Genomic DNA, 20,742 nt, shown 5'->3' with positions numbered 1-20,742 from the left:
CCGTGCGCTAGGGTTCTTAAAATTGCCCCTTGGAATTTATTTAAACACTGTTAATACAACGCCCAGCCGCTAGAGGACAATTCATGCAAGTTTCCGTCGAGACGACCTCCCAGATCGAACGCCGTATTTCTATCCAAGTACCGGCTGCCGAAATCGACGAGGCTGTCAGTGCTCGCCTGATAGACACCGCGAAAAACGTGCGACTGAATGGTTTTCGCCAAGGCCGGGTGCCAATGTCTGTTGTCCGTCAACGCTATAGCGACAGCGTTCGCAGTGAAGTGGTGGGTGAGGTAATGCGTGAGCGTTACGTACGTGCCATCACCGAAGAAGGTCTTAACCCGGCTGGCTACCCTCAGATTGAGCCGCAAATTAATGAAGCCGGTAAAGATCTTGAGTTCGTAGCGGTCATGGAAATTTATCCGCAGATCGAGTTGACCTCTATCGAAGGCACTGACGTTGAGCGCCCGGTAGTTAGCGTAAGCGATGCTGACGTTGATGAAATGATCGAGACGCTGCGTAAACAAAATGCCGATTGGCAAGATGCGGATACACCGGCAGCAGATGGCGATCAGGTAACGATTGATTTTAAAGGTTTCCTGGGCGACGAGCCGTTTGAAGGCGGTAGCGCTGAAGGTCACGAGCTGGTGATTGGCTCCAACAGTTTTATCCCAGGCTTTGAAGAGCAGCTAATCGGTGCCAAGGCTGGCGAAGAGAAAACCATCAAGGTGACTTTCCCGGAAGATTATCAGGCCGAGCATCTGGCAGGAAAGGAAGCCACCTTCAATGTAACGGTGCATAAAGTCAGCACGCAGAAGCTGCCTGAAATTGACGCTGCTTTCATTGAGCGCTTTGGCGTAGACGATGGCGACCAGGATAAATTCCGCGCTGAAATCAAAAAGAACATGACGCGTGAGGCGACCCAAGCCGTTGATAATCGTGTTAAGCAGCAGGTGCTGGACGCGCTTAAAAAAGCCAACGACATTTTGGTGCCAAGCTCGTTAGTTCAGCAAGAAACGGATGCAATGAAGCGTCAGGCCGCTCAACAGTTTGGCCTTGGTGAAGACTTTGATGTTAGCCAGCTGCCCAATGAGCTTTTTGAAGAGCAGGCCAAGGGCCGCGTTCAAGTAGGTCTTTTGCTGGCTGAAGTGATCAAGGTCAATGAGCTTGACGCTGACGATACTGCGATTAAAGCAAAAGTTGAAGAGCTGGCCGAGCAGTACCAGGACCCGTCTGAGGTTGTTGAGTACTACATGGGCGACGACCAACTGAAAACGCAGGTGAAATCTGCCATTCTCGAAGAGAAAGCGGTCGATAAACTGCTTGAGCAAACGAACGTTAAAGACGTTGAAATGTCTTACCAGCAAGCATTGGCTGCCGCTCAGCAGCAGGCTGCACAAGACGAGGGTGCTGAAGAAGGCGAGAAAGCAGACGCCTAAGTATCCCATCAGCGCGGCGCACCGTTTTTGGTGCGCCTTTCCCTTATCGGACGCAAGGAATCACCTAAATGAGTGGATTTGATATTCAAAACGCCGGCGGTTTAGTGCCCATGGTGGTTGAGCAGAGCGCCAAAGGGGAAAGAGCCTACGATATTTACTCGCGTCTGCTAAAAGAGCGTGTCATTTTCCTGGTAGGCCCTGTTGAAGACTACATGGCTAACCTTGTGGTCGCTCAGATGTTGTTCCTTGAGTCGGAAAATCCCGACAAGGATATCCATCTTTATATCAACTCGCCGGGTGGCTCGGTAACGGCAGGCATGTCGATTTATGACACCATGCAGTTTATCAAGCCTGATGTATCAACCGTATGTATTGGCCAGGCGGCCAGTATGGGCGCGCTGCTTTTAACAGCAGGTGCAGAAGGTAAGCGTTACTGCTTACCTAACTCGCGCGTCATGATTCATCAGCCGTTGGGTGGTTATCAAGGTCAGGCATCTGACATTGAAATCCATACCCGTGAGATTCTGGGAATCCGCGAAAAGTTGAATCAGATTCTTGCTCATCATACCGGTCAGGATCTGGAAGCGGTTGCCCGTGATACCGACCGTGACAATTTCATGAGCGCCAATAAAGCTCAAGAGTATGGCTTGATTGACGCAGTGCTGGATAAGCGGCCTACATCCTGATAGCGTGATGAGGTTTTGCTTTTCTAACGAGCTTTTATGGCGGTGCAAGCCGCCGCAGTGACAGAGGTACGCTAATGGCCGACGGCAAAGGCAAGGATGAAGGTGGCAAATTACTTTACTGCTCGTTCTGTGGAAAAAACCAGAACGAAGTACGTAAACTGATTGCTGGCCCGTCCGTATATATCTGCGATGAGTGTGTCGACTTGTGTAATGACATCATTCGCGAGGAAGTTCTCGAAGCCGATGCCGAGAGCGATGAGGAGCGTTTACCTACGCCTCGCGAAATACGTCATACCCTGGACGATTACGTCATTGGACAAGACCGCGCCAAAATGGTGCTGTCCGTAGCGGTTTATAACCACTACAAGCGTCTGAGACCGGACGTACGTGAAGGCGATGTTGAATTAGGTAAATCCAATATTCTGCTCATCGGCCCCACTGGTAGTGGTAAAACATTGCTAGCGGAGACCATGGCACGTTTATTAAACGTACCTTTCACCATTGCGGATGCAACAACGCTGACTGAAGCGGGCTATGTGGGTGAAGATGTTGAAAACATCATCCAGAAGCTGCTTCAAAAGTGTGACTACGATGTAGAGAAAGCCGAGCGTGGCATTGTATATATCGACGAAATCGACAAGATTTCTCGTAAGTCCGACAACCCGTCCATCACGCGTGATGTATCGGGTGAAGGTGTACAGCAGGCGTTACTCAAGCTTATTGAAGGCACTACGGCTTCAGTGCCGCCTCAGGGTGGCCGTAAGCATCCGCAGCAAGAGTTTGTTCAGGTAAATACCGGTAACATACTGTTTATTGTGGGCGGCGCTTTCGCGGGTCTGGACAAGGTTATACGCGACCGGGCTGAAAAGGGCGGAATCGGTTTTAACGCCAGCGTTAAGAGCAAAGAGTCAGCACGTGGTATCGGTGAGCTGCTTGCAGACGTTGAGCCGGAAGACCTGGTGAAGTTCGGTTTGATTCCAGAGTTTGTTGGACGTCTACCGGTCATTGCTACGTTAACTGAGCTTACCGAAGACGCGCTGATCCAGATTTTGACAGAGCCCAAAAACTCGCTCATCAAGCAGTATGGGAAGCTCTTCGAAATGGAAGGCGTGACGCTTGAGTTTAGAGACGAAGCGTTACGAGCGGTTGCTGCGAAGGCGATGGAGCGGAAGACAGGTGCACGTGGTCTGCGCTCTATCCTTGAGTCGGTATTGCTTGACACCATGTATGAAATTCCATCACTGGAAAATGTCAGCAAGGTGGTTATCGATGAATCGGTAATCACAGGTGAAAGCGAGCCGCTTTTGATGTACTCAAAGCAGGAAGACGCTCGCGTTGATGGCACGGATGGCTAGTAATAGGCCAACGGCGTGACTTCAGCCGCTTGCGCTAAACCAAGGGGTCGCCTAGGCGGCCCCTTGTTGTTCATGGGTGTCACTGCGTAGTTTGCTCTACACTGCGTAGTACTTTTCATACAGTGATGTACTTGCCTTGGTGTTCCATCAAGTACTCTTCCGATTTGTTGAGGAACGTCTGCGATGCAGCAGAACGCCGAACAGACTCAATGTCTACCTTTATTGCCGTTGCGGGACGTCGTCGTGTACCCGCAAATGGTTATCCCTCTGTTTGTAGGGCGTGAAAAGTCGATTCAGGCGCTTGAAGCTGCGATGGAAGCTGATAAGCGCGTATTGCTAGTGGCTCAGCGAGAAGCTGCCCAGGATGAGCCGGACAATGCCGACCTCTACGCCATGGGTACTGTGGCGGACATTATGCAACTGCTCAAGCTTCCCGATGGCACTGTAAAAGTGTTGATTGAAGGCAGCTTTCGCGCGGATGTACTGGACATCGAAGAGAACGAAGCGGGCTATACTCAAGCCCATCTTTCTCCTCGAGAGAGCGAGCCATTAACCAGCCGCGAGCAGGAAGCGCTGGTGCGCGTGCTGCTTAATCAGTTCGAACAGTACGTTAAACTGTCGAAAAAAGTGCCCAACGAGGTGCTTAACTCGCTTTTCGGGATTGAGGATCCAAGCCGGCTGGTGGACACCATCTGTGCTCATTTATCGCTAAAAATTGGCGATAAGCAGGAGCTTTTAGAGATGGATCGGGTGCGCGATCGTATTGAGCACCTGATGGCCTTAATCGAATCTGAAATTGATCTGCTTCAAGTAGAAAAGCGCATCCGCTCGCGTGTTAAAGAGCAGATGGAAAAGACTCAGCGCGAGTACTACTTAAACGAGCAGATGAAAGCCATTCAGAAGGAGATGGGCGAGCTCGACAACGTACCAAATGAAGCCGAAAAGTACGAGAAAGCGATCAAAGAGTCGGGCATGCCACAAGAGGCTGCCGATAAAGCGACTCAAGAGCTGAACAAGCTGAAAATGATGGCAGCTAACTCTGCAGAATCGACTGTCGTGCGCTCTTATCTGGACTGGCTGATAGCGGTCCCTTGGAAAAAACGTACGCGCGTGAAGCATGATCTTGTGAAAGCGCAAGAAGTGCTTGATGAGGACCATTACGGCCTTGAAGAGGTAAAAGCGCGCATCCTTGAGTACTTGGCCGTACAAAAGCGCGTACGCAAGATGAAAGGCCCTGTGCTGTGTCTGGTAGGCCCTCCTGGGGTGGGTAAGACCTCGCTGGGCCAGTCTATCGCGCGGGCGACCAATCGCAAGTATGTACGCTTGGCATTGGGCGGTGTGCGTGATGAGTCGGAGATTCGTGGTCATCGACGCACTTATATTGGTTCATTGCCCGGTAAGCTAATGCAGCGCATGAGCCGTGCTGGTGTCAAGAATCCGCTGTTCCTGCTGGATGAAGTTGATAAGCTCGGCATGGATCATCGCGGCGACCCAGCCTCAGCGCTTTTGGAAGTGTTGGATCCTGAGCAAAATAACAGCTTCAGCGATCACTATCTGGAACTGGATTACGATCTTTCAGAGACGCTGTTCATTTGTACGGCCAATTCGATGAATATTCCTGGCCCGCTTTTGGACCGTATGGAAATTATTCGTCTGCCAGGCTATACCGAAGATGAAAAACTGGCGATCGCCAAGCGTTATCTGTTGCCGAAGCAGCTCGCCGCCAATGGGCTGAAGACAGATGAGTTGGCACTTCAGGATGATGCGCTGCTGGAGCTTATTCGCTACTACTCGCGTGAAGCAGGGGTACGTGAACTTGAACGCCAGATTGCTAAAGTCTGCCGTAAAGTGCTTCGCGAACGCCTGGAGCATCAAGACCTTGAAGAAACGCAATTCCTCTCTGCTGAGCAAATTGAAGCCTATGCTGGCGTACGACGCTATAGCTACGGGCTGGCTGAGCAGGACGACCAGATTGGCCGTGTAACAGGGCTTGCGTGGACATCAGTCGGTGGAGAGCTTCTCAGTATTGAGTCTGTGGTTACGCCAGGTAAAGGACGAATTAACAAAACGGGTTCTCTCGGCGATGTAATGAAAGAGTCCGTTAGTGCCGCACAAACCGTTGTTAAGGCACGTGCTCACGGGTTCGGTATTGACCCTGCGCGTTTTGAGAATGAAGACCTGCATATCCATGTGCCAGAAGGCGCTACGCCTAAAGATGGCCCTAGCGCTGGTGTCGCGATGGTAACGGCTATGGTGTCGGCCTATACGCAGCGTGCAGTGCGCTGTGATGTGGCGATGACCGGTGAAGTTAACCTTCGGGGCGAGGTGTTGCCGATAGGCGGCCTGAAGGAGAAATTGCTGGCAGCTCGTCGCGGTGGTATAAAGACAGTCTTGATTCCTGAAGAAAATCGTCGTGATCTCAAGGAAGTACCGGAAAATATCAAGGGTGCGCTTGATATTCGTCCGGTACGTTGGATAGATGATGTGTTGGCGGTGGCGCTAGTGAGCGATGAAAACAATGATGGCACGCCTTTAAAAAGTACTGAAAAGGGTGCTGAAACATCGTTTACTTCCTCCACCGTAGCCAATACACACTAAAATTAAAGCCATTGGTCTTTAATTTTTACTTAAAGAATTTGCCCAAAGCCTTGTGCAGCGGGCATTCCACGGTGTGTTTGCTTGACAGGCGTTTCAAGGCATTGCTATAAAACGCAGCTATGCTTTGAGGTTGTACCTTCTGGTGGCCATGCCGTACAGAGCCATTTTTTTGAAACAGTTAAGGGGTGAAGTGTGAATAAGTCTGAGCTGATTGAAGCCATTGCCGCGTCTGCCGATATTCCTAAAGCAGCGGCAACCCGTGCATTGGATGCCATGGTAGAGTCTGTCACCGATAGCCTCAAAAAAGGTGAAAGCGTTTCACTGGTAGGTTTTGGTACCTTCGCTATTAAAGAGCGTGCTGCACGTACTGGCCGTAACCCGCAGACGGGCCAGCCTATCGAAATTAAAGCGGCGAAAGTACCTGGCTTCAAAGCAGGCAAGGCGCTGAAAGACGCCGTTAATTAATTGTTCTGTGTTTATGTAATCTAATGGGCGCATCGCATCCGCGATGCGCCCATGTTATTTTTTGGCCTGGTATTTAAGGGGTTATCCGAAAACGATTTCGGGCAACGTGAAGGTTTATTTATATGGCTGTGTTTATCTGAGGCTAGCATGCTGCAAAGTATTCGAAATGGCTCCAGAAGCTGGGGCGCCAAAATTATTATCGGTCTCATGGTGGCTGCCATGGCGCTGTTTGGAGTGGAATCACTGTTTAGTGTGTTTGGCAGCGATCCCAATGAAGTCGCAAGTGTCAATGGCCAGCCCATCATGCGTCAGCAGGTTGAGCTTGAGGTGCAGCGAGCGCTTCGGTCAGGCCAGGTTCCGCCGGAACAAGAGCGTGCGTTGCGCAATGATATGCTGGATCAGTTGATCACCCAGCAACTGCTTACTCAGTATGCTGATGACGGCGGGTTCTACGTCTCCGATGCACAGTTAGACCAAATTATTGTAGGCCTCCCCGAGTTTCATGATCAAAACGGTCATTTCTCGGCCGACATTTTCCGTAACCGGCTGGCGGGTGCAGGTTATTCACCTATCTCGTTTCGCCAGGACTTGCGCGTTGACATTAAGCGTCAGCACTTACAGCAAGGCTTGGCATTCAGCGATTTTAGCCTGCCCAGCGAGCAGGCCCGTTTAGCCGAGTTACAAAATCAGCAGCGCAGTTTTCGTTATGTGCTGATGAACAACGATGACGTAGACGTTGATATCAATGTCACAGATGAGCAGATGCAGGCTTACTACGATGCCCACCAGGAGCGTTTCGAGCGGCCTGAGCAGGTACGCGTTGAGTATGTGCTGATTGATCGCCAAGCCATGGCCGCTGAAACTGAAATTGATGAAGAGACGCTTCGCCAGGCGTGGCGTGAACAGAATCAAAATGCGGATCGGCGTATTTCACATATCATGGTGACCTTTGGTGATGAACGTTCCCGTGAAGAAGCACGCAGCATTGCTGACACTGCTTATGATGACCTGGAAGATGGCGAATCCTTTGCTGATACGGTACTTCGCTACTCTGATGACACGACAAGTGCAGAGGAAGGAGGAGACCTAGGCACGATCTCGCGCGGTATTTTTGGCAATGCATTTGATGAGGCTGCATTCTCTCTTGCTGAAGGCGAAACGTCGCAGGTCGTTGAAGTTGATGGTGCCTTCCACATCCTGCGGGTGACCGATGTTGATGCCCCCTCTTTTGAAGAGCAGCGTGACGTACTGCGTCAAAATGTTGCGTTAGGTGATGTTAACGATGCATTTAACGCCAAGGTTCAGCAGTTGATTGATCAGAGTTTTGCAGCGGATGATTTGCAAAGTGTTGCTGATCAGATTGATGTGACGCTAACGCAGACCGATTGGCTCGCGCGAGGTGAAGGTGAAGGTGTCCTGTCGGAGCCGGGCGTGCTGGATGAGGCCTTCAGCGAAGAGGTACTGAATGATGGCTATAACAGTGAAGTGATTGAGCTCGACGATGATCGACGCTTGGTCTTGCGTGTGGCCGAACACCGTGAAGCGACGTTGATAAGCTTGGATGACGTCCGTGATGAGGTAGAGCAGTCTGTTGCCGCACAGCAGCGTCAGCAAGCCATGCTTGAGCAGGCTCAAGCAATGACAGCTTCGCTTAATGCGGGTGAGACGCTCGACGTCAATTGGCTTGAAGCTACTAACGTTAGTCGTCAGCAGAATGGTTCTTTACCTCAAGGGGTGGTGTCGGAAGTCTTCCGTATGCCGAATCCGGATGAAGGTGAAAGCCAGTACCGGGCTGTTACGCTGTCGCAAGATGTTGCGGTCATCGCGTTGGATGACGTATCGGCTGGCGATGATAGTGATCAAATAGCGGGTTTTGTCGCGCAAATGGCTGAGCAGTTAAGAGCCCAGGCGGTGATCCAGGGCTTGATTGACACCCTGTATCAGGATGCGGATATCAAGCGCTAACGTTGTCAGGTATGAATAAAAAAGCCGATCATCAATTGATCGGCTTTTTTTGTGTTTGCTGAAGGCAGTTACGCCGCGGGCGGCGTGGCCAAGGAGAATTGACGCAGCCTGGGTTCAGGGCGGTCAGACTCCTCGATAATAACATCCCAGCCGTGCTGGTTATCCCAGTCACCTAGTACAAAGCGCTTGGCGGGTACGTCCTCCACCGTGAGATCATGAACTTTAGGGCGGTGCGTATGGCCATGAATCATAGTGGCAACGCCATAACGCTCCATTAGTTGCACGACTTCAGCATGGGTCACATCCATAATTGCCTCGGCTTTGTTGGCGTTGGCATCACCTGATTGCAGGCGTAGGCTTTTGGCAAGCTCCAGGCGCTGCTCAAGGGGCAGCGCTAGAATCTGTGCTTGCCATTCAGGATTGCGCGACTGCTGCCTGAATGCCATATAGGCGTCATCCTGGGTGCATAGGCTGTCGCCATGCAACAGTACAAGCGGCACGCCCTCCAACTCCACTTCCTGCACATCGGAGAGTAGTGTTGCCTGGCAGGCATTAACAAACCGTTCGCCCAGCAGAAAGTCACGGTTGCCATGAGACAGATAAATAGCCGTGCCGTCATCGCTCAGCTTGCGTAACCGCTGGATGACCTCAAGCGCTACGGCGCTAAGGGGATGCTGAGTGTCGAGTAAGTCATCGCCAATCCACGCATCAAAAAGATCACCCAAAATATAAAGGGCGCTTGCGCCCTGGGCGGCTTGTTCTAGATAGCGATAAAACCCCTGATTGATCTCAGGGGTGTCGCTGCTTAAGTGCATGTCAGCTACAAGCAGTGTGCGCATGATGCTCCCGAAGAGTTATTCTGCTTCTTTTACATAAGCACGCTCAATGATCACATCTTCCGCAGGCACATCCGCATGCATGCCACGGCGGGTTGTGCTCACACCCTTAATGGCATTGACCACGTCCATACCATCAACTACTTCACCAAAAACGGCGTAACCCCAACCTTGAAGACTTTTTCCGCTGTGATCTAAAAAGCCGTTGTCGCCAACATTAATAAAAAACTGGCCAGTCGCCGAATGGGGGTCTTGCGTTCGAGCCATGGCAAGCGTGCCGATGGTGTTCTTTAAGCCATTATCCGCTTCATTCTCGATTGAATCACGTGTCGGCTTCTGGTTGAAGTCCTGATCAAAGCCACCGCCTTGCACCATAAACCCGTCAATGACGCGGTGAAACAGTGTGCCATCGTAAAATCCATCACGAACATACTGCTCGAAGTTAGCCGCTGTTACCGGCGCTTTTTCATGATTAAGCGCGATAGTAATGTCACCGTGGTTTGTCTGTAATACGATCATGAATAAATTCCTGTTCAATGAAGACGTTCGCCTTGGCGCTGTGCATCGGCGTCACGCTATAATAGCGGTTTTGCTTGGCACCGCGAAGCGCTAACCTGATAGCGTAAGCAGAGGTTGCTTGGCACGCCATCCACCACGAGGTTTTCAACACCACCATGACCAACGAGACCACCCCAGCGCCGAACTTCATTCGCAACCAAGTACGCGACGAGATCGAGGGCGGCCAGGTCACAAAAATCGTGACGCGTTTCCCCCCAGAGCCGAACGGTTTTCTGCACATCGGCCACGCAAAGTCGATCTGCTTAAATTTCGGATTGGCGGAGCAAATGGGTGGTGAGTGTCATCTGCGTTTTGACGACACCAACCCGGCGAAAGAAGAGCAGGCTTATATTGATGCAATCAAAGAAGACGTCAGTTGGTTGGGTTTTAGCTGGGCGGGGCCCGTTCGTTTTGCTTCTGACTACTTTGACCAGCTTTATGCCTGGGCACAGCATTTAATTCGCGAAGGTAAAGCCTATGTGGATGATCTTTCTCCCGATGAGATTCGTGAGTATCGCGGTACGTTAACGGCTCCTGGTAAGCCAAGCCCTTATCGCGAACGTAGCGTTGAGGAGAACCTGGATTTTCTGGAGCGTATGCGCGTTGGCGAATTTGGCGAAAGTGAAAAAGTGCTGCGTGCCAAAATCGATATGGCATCACCTAATATCAACTTGCGTGATCCCATCTTATATCGCATTCGTCATGCGAATCATCACCAAACCGGCGATAAATGGAAGATTTATCCTTCCTACGACTTCACTCATGGGCAGTCGGATGCGATTGAAGGTATCACCCACTCAATCTGTACGCTGGAATTTGAAGACCACCGTCCGCTATATGAGTGGTTCCTGAATAATCTCCCGGTTCCCGCTAAACCACGTCAGATTGAGTTTGCGCGCTTAAATCTGGATTACACGCTGACCTCTAAACGCAAATTGAAACTGTTGGTGGACGAGCAGATCGTAGACGGCTGGGATGATCCACGGATGCCGACGGTTTCCGGCATGCGCCGCCGCGGTTATACCGCCGCCTCTATTCGTAAATTCTGCGAAATGATCGGCGTGACGCGTGCCGATGGCGGACTTGTCGATATCGCCATGCTGACCCACGCTATTCGCTCGGACCTTGAAGATAACGCGCCGCGTGCCATGTGCGTGCTGAAACCACTCAAGGTCGTGCTGACTAACGTGGCAGAAGACTACGAGGAAGTGTACGACGTGCCGGGACACCCCGCGCGTGACGACATGCCGATGCGCAAGGTGCCGTTTGGTCGCGAGCTGTACATCGACCAGGATGACTTCATGGAAGATGCGCCCAAGAAGTTCTTCCGCTTGGCGCCAGGCAAGGAAGTTCGCTTGCGCAACAGCTACGTCATCCGGTGTGACGAGGTGATCAAGAACGACGCCGGTGAAGTGATTGAGCTGCGCTGTTCGGTGGACTTCGACACGCTCGGCAAAAACCCGGAAGGGCGCAAGGTGAAAGGCGTGGTTCACTGGGTCAGCGCCACTCACGGTGTGCCCATAGAAGTGCGTCTGTATGACAACTTGTTCATGGTCGAGCAACCGGACCGTGACAAGGATGTCGATTTCCTTGAGCACCTGAACCCAGAATCATTGGTCATCTGCCAAGCAATCGGCGAGCCAAGTCTGGCCGAAGCCGTGCCGGAAGATCGTTTCCAGTTTGAACGCATGGGTTACTTCTGCGCTGACCGTCATCTCTCCAAGCCGGGGCAACTGGTGTTTAACCGTACCGTAGGGTTGAAAGATAGCTGGGCGAAAATCAAACAGAAAGGTTAAGGATCGTCATATGCAAATTTACAATACGCTGACGCGTCGCAAGGAGCCATTTACGCCGCTGGTCGCGGGTAAGGTAAGCATGTATGTCTGCGGCATGACGGTGTATGACTATTGTCACCTTGGCCACGCCCGCGTCATGGTCGCATTTGATGTCATTACTCGCTATTTGCGCCACCGTGGCTACGACGTTACCTACGTGCGTAACATCACCGATATCGACGATAAAATCCTTAAGCGTGCTGAGGAGAATGGTGAAAGCATTACGGCGCTAACCGAGCGCATGATTGATGCCATGCATGAAGACGAAGCGCGGCTGAACGTGCTGCCACCCAGCCAAGAGCCCCGTGCAACGGGGCATATTGGCGATATCGTCGCCATGATCGAAACGTTGATCGATAAGGGTTTTGCCTATCCCGCTGGAAATGGCGATGTGTACTACCGAGTGCGCAAATTCGCCACGTACGGCAAGCTCAATAACCGTCAGCTAGACGATATGCGTTCAGGTGCGCGGGTTGATGTGGATATTCATAAAGAAGATCCGCTTGATTTTGTGCTTTGGAAAGCGGCAAAACCGGGGGAGGCGCACTGGTCATCACCCTGGGGCGATGGCCGTCCTGGCTGGCATATCGAGTGTTCGGCCATGTCGACCTGCTGTTTGGGTGATACCTTTGATATTCACGGTGGCGGGCCCGATTTGACCTTCCCACACCACGAAAACGAAATTGCTCAGTCAGAAGCCGCGACGGGGAAAACCTACGTTAACACTTGGATGCATGCGGGCGCTGTCCGTGTGGATCAGGAAAAGATGTCGAAGTCGCTAGGCAACTTCTTCACTATCCGAGACGTATTGGCTGAGCATGATCCGGAAGTGGTGCGTTACCTGTTGGTCGCCAGCCACTATCGGAGTGCGATTAACTACTCGGTTGATTCCCTCGTAGAGGCGCGTAAATCGTTAACGCGTCTTTATACCGCGCTGGATGGCGTCGATAGCGCTGCCCGAGTGGAGGAAGTCGCTAGCCCTTATCGTGACCGCTTCACGAAGGTCATGGACGATGACTTCAATACCCCGGAAGCGCTTGCAGTGCTATTTGAGTTGGCGCGAGAGGTTAATCGTGCCAAAAGCGATACACCTGAAAAGGCCGTGGGGCTGGCTGGCGAATTAAAACAGCTCGCTGGTGTGTTGGGGCTTCTTCAACAAACGCCCGCCGTGTTTTTAAAAGGCTCTCAGTCGCAAGGGGTAGCGCTTAGCGAAGCGGCTATTCAGGAAAAAATTGCCCAGCGTCAGGCAGCGAAAGCGAACAAGGATTTTGCTCAGGCAGATGCTGTTCGTGATGAGCTGGCGGCGTTAGGTATCGTTCTAAAAGACTCACGGGAAGGAACCACGTGGGTCATTGAATCTCCTTAGCAAGAGCCGGTGCGCCAGGCGTCGATATAGTGGCGTCTGGCAGCTACTCGAATGCCCCTTATACTAATAATACCTCTCCTCAAAAAGACGTCTACTAAAGGATTGCCAGGATGCGCTTTACTATCAAACCTCTGCTATCTGTCGTTGCCCTGTCGTTGACAGCATTAAGCCAAGCGAATGCCAATGAGCCCGTCGTTGTTGCCTCCAAAATTGACACGGAAGGGGCGGTATTGGGTGAGTTAATCATTCAGACGCTAGAGCGCAACGGCATACCAACGCAAGACCGTCTTCAACTGGGTGCTACGAATGTGGTACGTACCGCGCTAACTGCTGGAGAAATCGATCTATATCCTGAATACACCGGAAACGGTGCTTTCTTTTTCGATATGGCGGATAGCGATGTATGGAAAGATGCTGACCAGGCACATCAAACCGTACGTGAGTTGGATGCGCAAAATGGATTGGTATGGTTAACACCCGCGAGCGCGAATAATACTTGGGCCATGAGTATTCGTCAGGATGTTGCAGATGAGCATAATTTGAAAACACTGGATGATCTTACTGCTTATATTGCCGATGGCGGCGATTTCAAGTTTGCGGCCAGTGCAGAGTTCGTTGAATCCGCTCAGGCATTACCCGCTTTTCAAGATGCGTACGGATTTAAGTTAACGGATGAACAGCTGCTGGTGCTTTCAGGCGGTAATACAGCGGCTACAATGCGTGCCGCGGCTCAACAAACCAGTGGCGTTAACGCAGCGATGACCTATGGAACGGATGGCGGCTTAAGTGCCCTGGGCCTAGTGGTATTGGAAGACTCGAAAGGCGTTCAACCTGTCTATCAGCCCGCACCGGTCGTACGAGAAAGTATTCTTGAAGCCTACCCGGATATTGAACCGCTGCTTCATGATGTATTTACAACCCTGGACGAGGTAACGCTACAAGCGCTTAACGCGGATGTAGCCGTTAACGGTTTATCGGCAAGTCAGGTCGCCAACGACTATCTCGACCGTTTGGATAACTAATAAATGTCGCTTTTGGATGCGCTGCCCACGCCTCGTTTGGGGCGTGGTGGTTACCCTAATGCTGTATTAATCAGTTTAAGTGTGGTGATGCTGGCAGCGGTTTGGGGGTTGGATACCGTCAGCGTTGCACCTAACCGAATTGTGCAAGGAGAGAGTGTCAACGTTCAGAATGCCTTCGGTTGGCCCGGTGCTTTGCTTGTCTCATTACTGGTCATTGCGTTGGGAAGCCTGGCGTACCAGTCCAGCCGTATCCACTATTGGGCGGCCTTGGGCGTAGTGGTATTACTACTGGTGCTGATGCCGTTTGGATTAATGGTCGCCAGCCACTTTTTAATAGACCCAGAGCTTCCTCAAGCGCGATTAGGCATCGGGGGCGGTTATTGGGTTGTCTTGTTTATCTCACTGCTAGGTATCGTTGAACTACGCCTGCGGCTTGGTTTAAAACGTTTATGGCCGGTTTTCATATTGACAGGCGTTGGACTGATTTGGTGGCTTTGCGCGTGGCTCTGGTTAAAAGACTTGGCTCTGGTTCAGGAATTTAAAGCGCGGGATCATCAATTCATACAGGCGATCAGGCAGCATATTATCCTGGTGAGCACCGCTGTGAGCGTGAGTGTAGTGATGGGCACGCTGCTTGCCCTGTTGATGCGTCGCTTTGCCAGGCTGCAAAAGGTTGCTTTTGCGCTGCTTAATTTCCTCCAAACCATCCCTAGCCTGGCACTCTTTGGTCTTTTGCTGGCGCCGCTGGCGTGGCTTGCCGCCAATGTGCCTTTCTTGGCTAAGGTTGGGGTGAGTGGGATTGGTAACACGCCCGCACTTATTGCGCTAGTGGCCTATAGCCTGCTGCCCATGGTGCGCAACACCTACACTGCCTTGGAAGAGGTCAGTCCGGATACTCTGGAAGCCGCAAGCGCCATGGGCATGCACCGTATTCAGCGGTTTTGGCAGGTTCGCCTGCCCTTGGCGCTGCCTGTGCTGTTGGAGGGTGTGCGTATTACGACGGTTCAAGCCATTGGACTCACGGCAGTAGCGGCTTTGATTGGTGCTGGGGGCTTAGGCACCTTCATATTTCAAGGGCTAGGCCAGGCAGCCATGGACATGGTACTGCTGGGTGCACTGCCCATTTTGATATTAGCTTTGTTAGTGGATGCGGGCCTGGGTGCCTTGGCAGAAGCACTGCGCCCAGGAGGCGTTCAATGATCGAACTTTCACACGTCTCAAAGTATTTCGGTACTGAAATGGCAGTTGATGCCATTAATCTAAAGGTGGAAAAAGGGCAGTTTTGCGCTCTGGTAGGTACCTCTGGCTGTGGCAAGTCGACCACGTTGCGAATGATCAATCGCTTAATCGAAAAAAGTGATGGTGAGATTACTCTGGATGGCCAGGCCATTGAAGCGTATGACCCGGTCAAGCTGCGCCGCCGGATTGGATATGTCATTCAAAGCACGGGGTTATTCCCGCACTGGACGGTTGCTCGCAATATTGGGTTGGTGCCACGCCTGCTGAAATGGCCTGCGAAAGATATTCATGCGCGGGTTGAGGAGCTAATGGGCTTGCTTGGCTTGCCCGTTGCTGAGTTCGCACATAAGTATCCGCATCAGCTTTCTGGTGGGCAGGCTCAGCGCGTAGGTGTTGCCCGCGCCCTAGCGGCTGATCCGGATATTTTATTAATGGATGAGCCTTTTGGCGCACTGGACCCTATCACGCGCGTCAAATTGCAGGATGAGCTGGCAGGCCTTCAGGCACGGTTACATAAAACCGTTGTGTTTGTCACACATGATATGGATGAAGCGCTTAAGCTGGCTAATCATCTTGTCGTGATGCGCGATGGCCATATCGTGCAGCAGGGGACACCGCTTTCTCTGTTACAGCATCCCAAGGACCCTTTTGTTGAATCGCTTTTGGGTGGGCTTGAACGAGGTTTAAAACAAGCGGCCTTAACACGAGTCAAGGACCACATGTCTTCGATGGGCCCAACGTTGCCCTCGCAGTTTCGTATACCCGCTGACTTTTCGTTGCGCCAAGCGCTTTCCATGATGCTGCGCGACCATACGGATCGTCTTGCCGTGGTCGATCAGCAGGATGTTCCAATTGGCGAGCTTTCTCTGCGCAAGATAGTAAAAGAGGCCCAGTTGGAAAAAGGAAGCATGCGTGAAGCCTGATGTGAAGCGTGTTATCCGTTCGACCCAAGCCAGCGCAATGACGGTCTGGTTGTGGCCATTCTTATGGTGCATGCTGTTGGCTATCTGTATCGTGGGAATACCGCACGCCCAGGGTATCTTTCAATGGATAGAGCCGGATGTTCGGCAGGTTATCTATCAACGTACGCCTTTTTATGTGTTGCTTGAACGCCATGTACTGGTCGTTGGAGTTGCCGCGGTTGTTACCATAAGCTTGGGTGTGGGCGCAGGTATTGCGGTAACTCGTCGAAAAGGGCAGGATTTTTTGCCGTTAGTGTCGCAACTTGCATCACTTGGACAAACGTTTCCCCCCGTGGCGGTATTGGCATTAGCCGTGCCGGTACTGGGTTTTGGTACCTTGCCCATTATTGTGGCGTTAATGCTTTATGGTCTGCTGCCGATTGTACGCAATACCCTGGCAGGGCTTCAGGATGTTGATAAGGACATTAAAACCGCAGCCCGTGCAGTGGGGCTAACGCCCCTTCAGGTGCTTTACCAGGTAGAGCTGCCTTTGGCTGCGCCCGTCATATTGGCGGGTATTCGTACCTCGGTGACTATCAATATTGCGACCGCTGCACTCGGTGCCACGGTGGGTGCCAGCAACCTGGGGGATCCGATCATTGCCGGCATTATTAATAACAATATGGCTTACGTTATTCAGGGTGCTTTGATGATTGCGCTTCTGGCGCTTACGGTTGATAGCGTGTTTGATGCACTTCAAACCAGGCTGCGCTTACGACTCTCTTCTTCCTAACGCCTTGCTTCTAAACCGCCATCTCCTTGAACCGCTCCAGATTATCTTTTCGTCGTTGGTCTCTTCGTCTTAAGTGGTATGCCTAAAGTCCTTGTGCTGCGTTACTGTCGTAGTCGTTGCGTTGACTGAAACCAGATAAATCCACTGACATAAACAGTCATCTCCGACAATACTGCCTTCAAAAGAGGCATAACAAGGACAATAATGATGATTCGCTACGTACACCAGCCGACGTTTCTGACGGGCGATGAGCTTTCCATCTCCACCTTCAGCTTGCTCGACCCTGAAGGCGAACTTTATAGCGGTGCCGAAGCGCCTGCGCTAGAGCGTGAACACGCACGCAGGCTCTACCAGGCCATGCTATCCACTCGTATTCTTGACGAACGTATGATGGCCGCACAGCGCCAGGGGCGGCTTAGCTTCTACATGCAGTGCGTAGGAGAAGAAGCGGCGGTGGTGGGCGCCACCGCCGCCCTGGACGATGCGGATATGATCATGGCGCAATACCGTGAGCAGGGTGCGCTGATGTATCGCGGTTTTTCCATTGATGAGTTTATGAACCAGCTATTCGGCAATGAGCTGGATTATGGCAAGGGCCGCCAAATGCCGATTCACTATGGCTCGCGTAAACTTCACTACATGACGATTTCGTCACCCTTGGCGACCCAAATCCCCCAGGCAACCGGCTATGCCTACGGTCAAAAACTCGCAGGCGATGGGCAGTGTACGTTGACCTTTTTTGGCGAAGGCGCAGCGTCAGAGGGCGACTTTCATGCGGCGCTTAATATGGCCTCTGTCCATAAAGTGCCCGTCATCTTTTTCTGCCGTAATAATGGCTATGCCATTTCCACTCCCGCCGTTGAGCAGTTTGCCGCGGATGGCATTGCACCGCGTGCGTTTGGTTATCACATGCACGTTATTCGCGTGGATGGTAACGACGTACTTGCCGTATTCGAAGCCACTCGGCAGGCGCGCAAACTGGCGGTTGAGCATAACCACCCGGTACTGATTGAGGCGATGACGTATCGCCTTGCCGCTCACTCATCCTCTGATGATCCTTCTGGCTATCGCTTAAAAAGCGAAGAAGAGACATGGCGCCTCAAGGACCCCGTGCTGCGAATGCAAAAGTGGATGTTGAAGAAAGGTTGGTGGAGCGAAGAGGAGGAAACCCAGCAGCAGGAATCGCTGCGCCGTGATGTGCTTGAAACCATGAAGCGTGCTGAAAAGCGGCCTCCACCCTCATTGGATAGTCTGGTGAGTGATGTTTATGCTGATGTAACCCCAGCACTTCAGCGTCAATTCGACCAACTTAAAAGCCATATTCGTCGCTACCCTGAGGCCTACCCCCAAGGCGCTCGGTCGTTAGACTTGACCGTGAAGACGCCCACTGACTCTAAAGGGGAGGCGTAACATGCCCACGATGAATATGTTGCAGGCCATTAATAATGCGCTGGATATCGCCATGGCGGAGGATGAAAAGGTCATTTGCTTTGGTGAGGACGTCGGCATTTTCGGTGGTGTGTTTCGCGCCACCAGCCATCTACAGGAAAAATACGGTAAAGCGCGGTGTTTTAATACGCCCCTGGTAGAGCAAGGCATTATTGGTTTTGCCAACGGTTTGGCAGCACAGGGTTCGGTGCCTGTCGCCGAAATCCAGTTTGCCGACTATATCTTTCCCGCGTTTGACCAGATTGTTAACGAAACGGCCAAGTATCGTTATCGTTCAGGCGACTTGTTTAACGTCGGCGGACTAACAATTCGTACCCCGTACGGTGGGGGGATATCCGGTGGGCTTTATCACTCTCAGTCTCCGGAAGCCTACTTTACCCATACGCCTGGAATAAAAGTGGTGGTGCCGCGTAATCCCTACCAGGCAAAAGGCCTGTTGCTGGCTTCCATCCGCGATCCAGATCCGGTGCTTTTTTTAGAACCCAAGCGTCTTTACCGCGCTTCAGTGGGCGAGGTGCCGGAAGAGGATTATCAGCTGCAGATAGGTGAAGCAGACATCATCAAAGAGGGCAGCGATATTACCCTGGTAGGATGGGGCGCCCAGATGGAAGTAATTGAGAAAGCAGTAGAGCTTGCTGAAGCGCAAGGCATTGCCTGCGAAGTGATTGACCTGCGCTCCCTGCTTCCCTGGGATGCCGATACCGTTGCTGAGTCTGTACTAAAAACAGGTCGGCTCGTCGTCAGCCATGAAGCACCGCTAACCGGAGGTTTTGCCGGCGAAATAGCGGCGACCATTCAAGAGCGTTGTTTTCTCTATCTCGAATCGCCGATAAAGCGGGTGACCGGGCTGGATACTCCTTTCCCCTTGGTGCTGGAAAAAGAGTATTTTCCCGATCATTTGAAGATTTTTGAAGCGATTCGTGAAAGCGTTAATTTCTAGCGCCCAAGGAGAAGAGCAATGAGCGATTTTAAATTGCCAGATATTGGCGAAGGCATCGTTGAGTGTGAAGTCGTGGAGTGGCGGGTTGCGGAAGGTGATCATATCGAGGAAGACCAGCCCATCGTTGAGGTAATGACCGACAAGGCGCTGGTGGAAATCACCGCCCCTGAAGCGGGTGTGGTAACACGGCTTTATGTGCCACAAGGGCAAATTGCCAAAGTGCATGCTCCACTCTACGCCTACCAAGGCTTGGATGAGAACGAAGGGGAAGGAGGCCGCTCTGTTTCGCATCATGCATCGCCAATAAGCGAGCTACCGGATGTGCCGGATGACGCTGTTGAGTTACCCGTCGCTACGCCGCCCAGTAACCCAACTGCACAGGGAGCTTATGGCAAAGTGCCCGCGAGCCCGGCGGTAAGGCGACTAGTACGAGAGCATGGGTTAACAATTACCGAGGTGGCTGGCAGCGGCAAAGAGGGCCGAGTGCTTAAGGAAGACGTGCTGGAGCATATTCATCACAACGAGGTAGAGCCGACGTCATCTAAGCCAGCGCCTACTATCGGTGAGGCGCACAACCCAGAGCAGGACGCGCCACGTATAGAACCCTTACGCGGCGTGCGTGCCGTGATGGCAAAACGCATGGTTGCCTCTGCAGCGACTATTCCGCATTTTCACTATGGCGAAGAGATTGATGTTACTGAGCTATTGGCGCTACGCGAGCGGCTGAAGCCTCAGGCAGATGCTCAAGGGCAGCGCCTTACGCTGATGCCCTTTTTTATGAAGGCGTTGGCACTCGCCTTGGCCGAGACGCCGATACTTAATGCGCAACTCAATGAAGCCGGTGATGAACTTCACTACTATCCTCAGTGCAATATTGGTATGGCGGTAGATAGCAAAACCGGATTATTAGTGCCAAATGTTAAAGGCGTTGAGCATTTGACGTTGCTTGAAATCGCTCGTGAAGTGGGCCGCTTGACCGTTGCTGCACGTGAAGGCCGCGTCGACCAGGCTGATCTAAAGGGAGGGACGATCAGTATTTCCAATATCGGTGCCTTGGGAGGTACCTATGCCACGCCCATTATTAATGCCCCCGAAGCGGCTATTGTTGCGATAGGAAGAACGCAGTGGCTGCCGCGTTTTGATGAGCAAGGCGCCGTTCAGCGCCGCGCCATTATGACAATTACCTGGGCAGGAGATCATCGGTTTATTGATGGCGGCACCATTGCGCGCTTTTGTAATACGTGGAAAGGCTTTTTGGAAGCGCCTGAAACAATGCTGCTTTATCTGGGATAAACGC

At 52.0% G+C, this 20,742-nt stretch carries 17 protein-coding genes; 15 read left to right on the top strand and 2 right to left on the bottom strand.

The features are described 5' to 3' along the window. The first annotated feature begins 83 nt into the window (after window positions 1-83). The 6 genes from tig (at window position 84) to ACT3RU_RS15905 (ending at window position 8,505) form a co-directional block, all read left to right on the top strand. Window positions 84-1,436, top strand: a complete 1,353-nt coding sequence (gene tig, locus ACT3RU_RS15930; protein ID WP_192527087.1) for a trigger factor — start codon at window positions 84-86, stop codon at window positions 1,434-1,436. A gap of 68 nt (window positions 1,437-1,504) precedes the next feature. Further along, a complete protein-coding gene (gene clpP / locus ACT3RU_RS15925) occupies window positions 1,505-2,122 on the top strand; it encodes an ATP-dependent Clp endopeptidase proteolytic subunit ClpP (protein ID WP_087111471.1) in 618 nt (205 codons plus the stop codon). A 74-nt stretch (window positions 2,123-2,196) separates the two neighbouring features. Then, a complete protein-coding gene (clpX, locus tag ACT3RU_RS15920) occupies window positions 2,197-3,477 on the top strand; it encodes an ATP-dependent Clp protease ATP-binding subunit ClpX (RefSeq protein ID WP_087111469.1) in 1,281 nt (426 codons plus the stop codon). Window positions 3,478-3,660: 183 nt separating this feature from the next. Continuing rightward, complete coding sequence (gene lon, locus ACT3RU_RS15915; protein WP_192527086.1) at window positions 3,661-6,075, top strand: endopeptidase La; 2,415 nt, start codon at window positions 3,661-3,663, stop codon at window positions 6,073-6,075. Between the two features lie 192 nt (window positions 6,076-6,267). Continuing rightward, window positions 6,268-6,540, top strand: a complete 273-nt coding sequence (locus ACT3RU_RS15910; protein WP_087111465.1) for an HU family DNA-binding protein — start codon at window positions 6,268-6,270, stop codon at window positions 6,538-6,540. A gap of 147 nt (window positions 6,541-6,687) precedes the next feature. After that, window positions 6,688-8,505, top strand: coding sequence for a SurA N-terminal domain-containing protein (locus tag ACT3RU_RS15905; RefSeq protein WP_192527085.1), 1,818 nt, complete (start codon window positions 6,688-6,690; stop codon window positions 8,503-8,505). 68 nt (window positions 8,506-8,573) lie between these two features. Here ACT3RU_RS15905 and ACT3RU_RS15900 read toward each other — a convergent pair whose 3' ends face one another. Continuing rightward, the gene (locus ACT3RU_RS15900) at window positions 8,574-9,344 is read right to left on the bottom strand and encodes a UDP-2,3-diacylglucosamine diphosphatase (RefSeq protein WP_192527084.1); all 771 of its coding nucleotides are present in this window, start codon (window positions 9,342-9,344) and stop codon (window positions 8,574-8,576) included. Window positions 9,345-9,359: 15 nt separating this feature from the next. Then, entirely contained in the window at window positions 9,360-9,860 is a 501-nt protein-coding gene (locus tag ACT3RU_RS15895; RefSeq protein ID WP_087111461.1) for a peptidylprolyl isomerase, read from the bottom strand. 155 nt (window positions 9,861-10,015) lie between these two features. On the opposite strand from ACT3RU_RS15895, the gene ACT3RU_RS15890 reads away from it, so the two are divergent. From ACT3RU_RS15890 to ACT3RU_RS15850, 9 genes are all read left to right on the top strand, one after another. Next, window positions 10,016-11,695 carry a glutamine--tRNA ligase/YqeY domain fusion protein gene (locus tag ACT3RU_RS15890; protein ID WP_192527083.1) on the top strand — a complete coding sequence of 560 codons (1,680 nt, stop codon included), beginning with the start codon at window positions 10,016-10,018 and terminating at the stop codon, window positions 11,693-11,695. 10 nt (window positions 11,696-11,705) lie between these two features. Then, on the top strand, window positions 11,706-13,100 hold the full coding sequence (gene cysS, locus ACT3RU_RS15885; protein ID WP_192527082.1) for a cysteine--tRNA ligase: 1,395 nt from the start codon (window positions 11,706-11,708) through the stop codon (window positions 13,098-13,100). Window positions 13,101-13,210: 110 nt separating this feature from the next. Then, window positions 13,211-14,122: a glycine betaine ABC transporter substrate-binding protein OsmF gene (gene osmF, locus ACT3RU_RS15880; RefSeq protein ID WP_192527081.1), complete on the top strand. Its 912-nt coding sequence runs from the start codon at window positions 13,211-13,213 to the stop codon at window positions 14,120-14,122. A 3-nt stretch (window positions 14,123-14,125) separates the two neighbouring features. Further along, on the top strand, window positions 14,126-15,322 hold the full coding sequence (locus ACT3RU_RS15875; RefSeq protein WP_192527080.1) for an ABC transporter permease: 1,197 nt from the start codon (window positions 14,126-14,128) through the stop codon (window positions 15,320-15,322). Beyond that, entirely contained in the window at window positions 15,319-16,284 is a 966-nt protein-coding gene (locus ACT3RU_RS15870; protein ID WP_192527079.1) for an ABC transporter ATP-binding protein, read from the top strand. Before ACT3RU_RS15875 ends, ACT3RU_RS15870 begins: the two co-directional genes overlap by 4 nt. Continuing rightward, the gene (locus ACT3RU_RS15865; protein ID WP_412767828.1) at window positions 16,274-17,056 is read left to right on the top strand and encodes an ABC transporter permease; all 783 of its coding nucleotides are present in this window, start codon (window positions 16,274-16,276) and stop codon (window positions 17,054-17,056) included. The genes ACT3RU_RS15870 and ACT3RU_RS15865 overlap by 11 nt, the downstream gene beginning before the upstream one ends. 207 nt (window positions 17,057-17,263) lie before the next feature. Next, complete coding sequence (locus ACT3RU_RS15860; protein WP_192527106.1) at window positions 17,264-18,466, top strand: thiamine pyrophosphate-dependent dehydrogenase E1 component subunit alpha; 1,203 nt, start codon at window positions 17,264-17,266, stop codon at window positions 18,464-18,466. A gap of 1 nt (window position 18,467) precedes the next feature. Next, window positions 18,468-19,445 (top strand): alpha-ketoacid dehydrogenase subunit beta, encoded by a 978-nt coding sequence (locus tag ACT3RU_RS15855; protein ID WP_087111445.1) that lies wholly within the window; start codon window positions 18,468-18,470, stop codon window positions 19,443-19,445. An 18-nt stretch (window positions 19,446-19,463) separates the two neighbouring features. After that, window positions 19,464-20,738 carry a 2-oxo acid dehydrogenase subunit E2 gene (locus ACT3RU_RS15850; RefSeq protein ID WP_192527078.1) on the top strand — a complete coding sequence of 425 codons (1,275 nt, stop codon included), beginning with the start codon at window positions 19,464-19,466 and terminating at the stop codon, window positions 20,736-20,738. The last annotated feature ends 4 nt before the right edge of the window (window positions 20,739-20,742 follow it).

Source organism: Halomonas sp. TP35 (assembly GCF_052375975.1).
Classification (GTDB): Bacteria; Pseudomonadota; Gammaproteobacteria; order Pseudomonadales; family Halomonadaceae; genus Vreelandella; species Vreelandella citrativorans.
The sequence above is the reverse complement of the archived record's forward strand: the minus strand, read 5'-3'. Positions and strand labels throughout refer to the sequence as shown.

Excerpts from the sequence above, each read along its gene's own strand:
- ACT3RU_RS15890 (WP_192527083.1), top strand. The coding sequence starts at position 10,016 with ATGACCAACGAGACCACCCCAGCGCCGAACTTCATTCGCAACCAAGTA.
- ACT3RU_RS15860 (WP_192527106.1), top strand. The coding sequence starts at position 17,264 with ATGATTCGCTACGTACACCAGCCGACGTTTCTGACGGGCGATGAGCTT.
- osmF (WP_192527081.1), top strand. The coding sequence starts at position 13,211 with ATGCGCTTTACTATCAAACCTCTGCTATCTGTCGTTGCCCTGTCGTTG.
- tig (WP_192527087.1), top strand. The coding sequence starts at position 84 with ATGCAAGTTTCCGTCGAGACGACCTCCCAGATCGAACGCCGTATTTCT.
- ACT3RU_RS15905 (WP_192527085.1), top strand. The coding sequence starts at position 6,688 with ATGCTGCAAAGTATTCGAAATGGCTCCAGAAGCTGGGGCGCCAAAATT.
- ACT3RU_RS15850 (WP_192527078.1), top strand. The coding sequence starts at position 19,464 with ATGAGCGATTTTAAATTGCCAGATATTGGCGAAGGCATCGTTGAGTGT.
- ACT3RU_RS15895 (WP_087111461.1), bottom strand. The coding sequence starts at position 9,860 with ATGATCGTATTACAGACAAACCACGGTGACATTACTATCGCGCTTAAT.
- clpP (WP_087111471.1), top strand. The coding sequence starts at position 1,505 with ATGAGTGGATTTGATATTCAAAACGCCGGCGGTTTAGTGCCCATGGTG.
- cysS (WP_192527082.1), top strand. The coding sequence starts at position 11,706 with ATGCAAATTTACAATACGCTGACGCGTCGCAAGGAGCCATTTACGCCG.
- lon (WP_192527086.1), top strand. The coding sequence starts at position 3,661 with ATGCAGCAGAACGCCGAACAGACTCAATGTCTACCTTTATTGCCGTTG.
- ACT3RU_RS15900 (WP_192527084.1), bottom strand. The coding sequence starts at position 9,344 with ATGCGCACACTGCTTGTAGCTGACATGCACTTAAGCAGCGACACCCCT.
- ACT3RU_RS15855 (WP_087111445.1), top strand. The coding sequence starts at position 18,468 with ATGCCCACGATGAATATGTTGCAGGCCATTAATAATGCGCTGGATATC.
- ACT3RU_RS15870 (WP_192527079.1), top strand. The coding sequence starts at position 15,319 with ATGATCGAACTTTCACACGTCTCAAAGTATTTCGGTACTGAAATGGCA.
- ACT3RU_RS15875 (WP_192527080.1), top strand. The coding sequence starts at position 14,126 with ATGTCGCTTTTGGATGCGCTGCCCACGCCTCGTTTGGGGCGTGGTGGT.
- clpX (WP_087111469.1), top strand. The coding sequence starts at position 2,197 with ATGGCCGACGGCAAAGGCAAGGATGAAGGTGGCAAATTACTTTACTGC.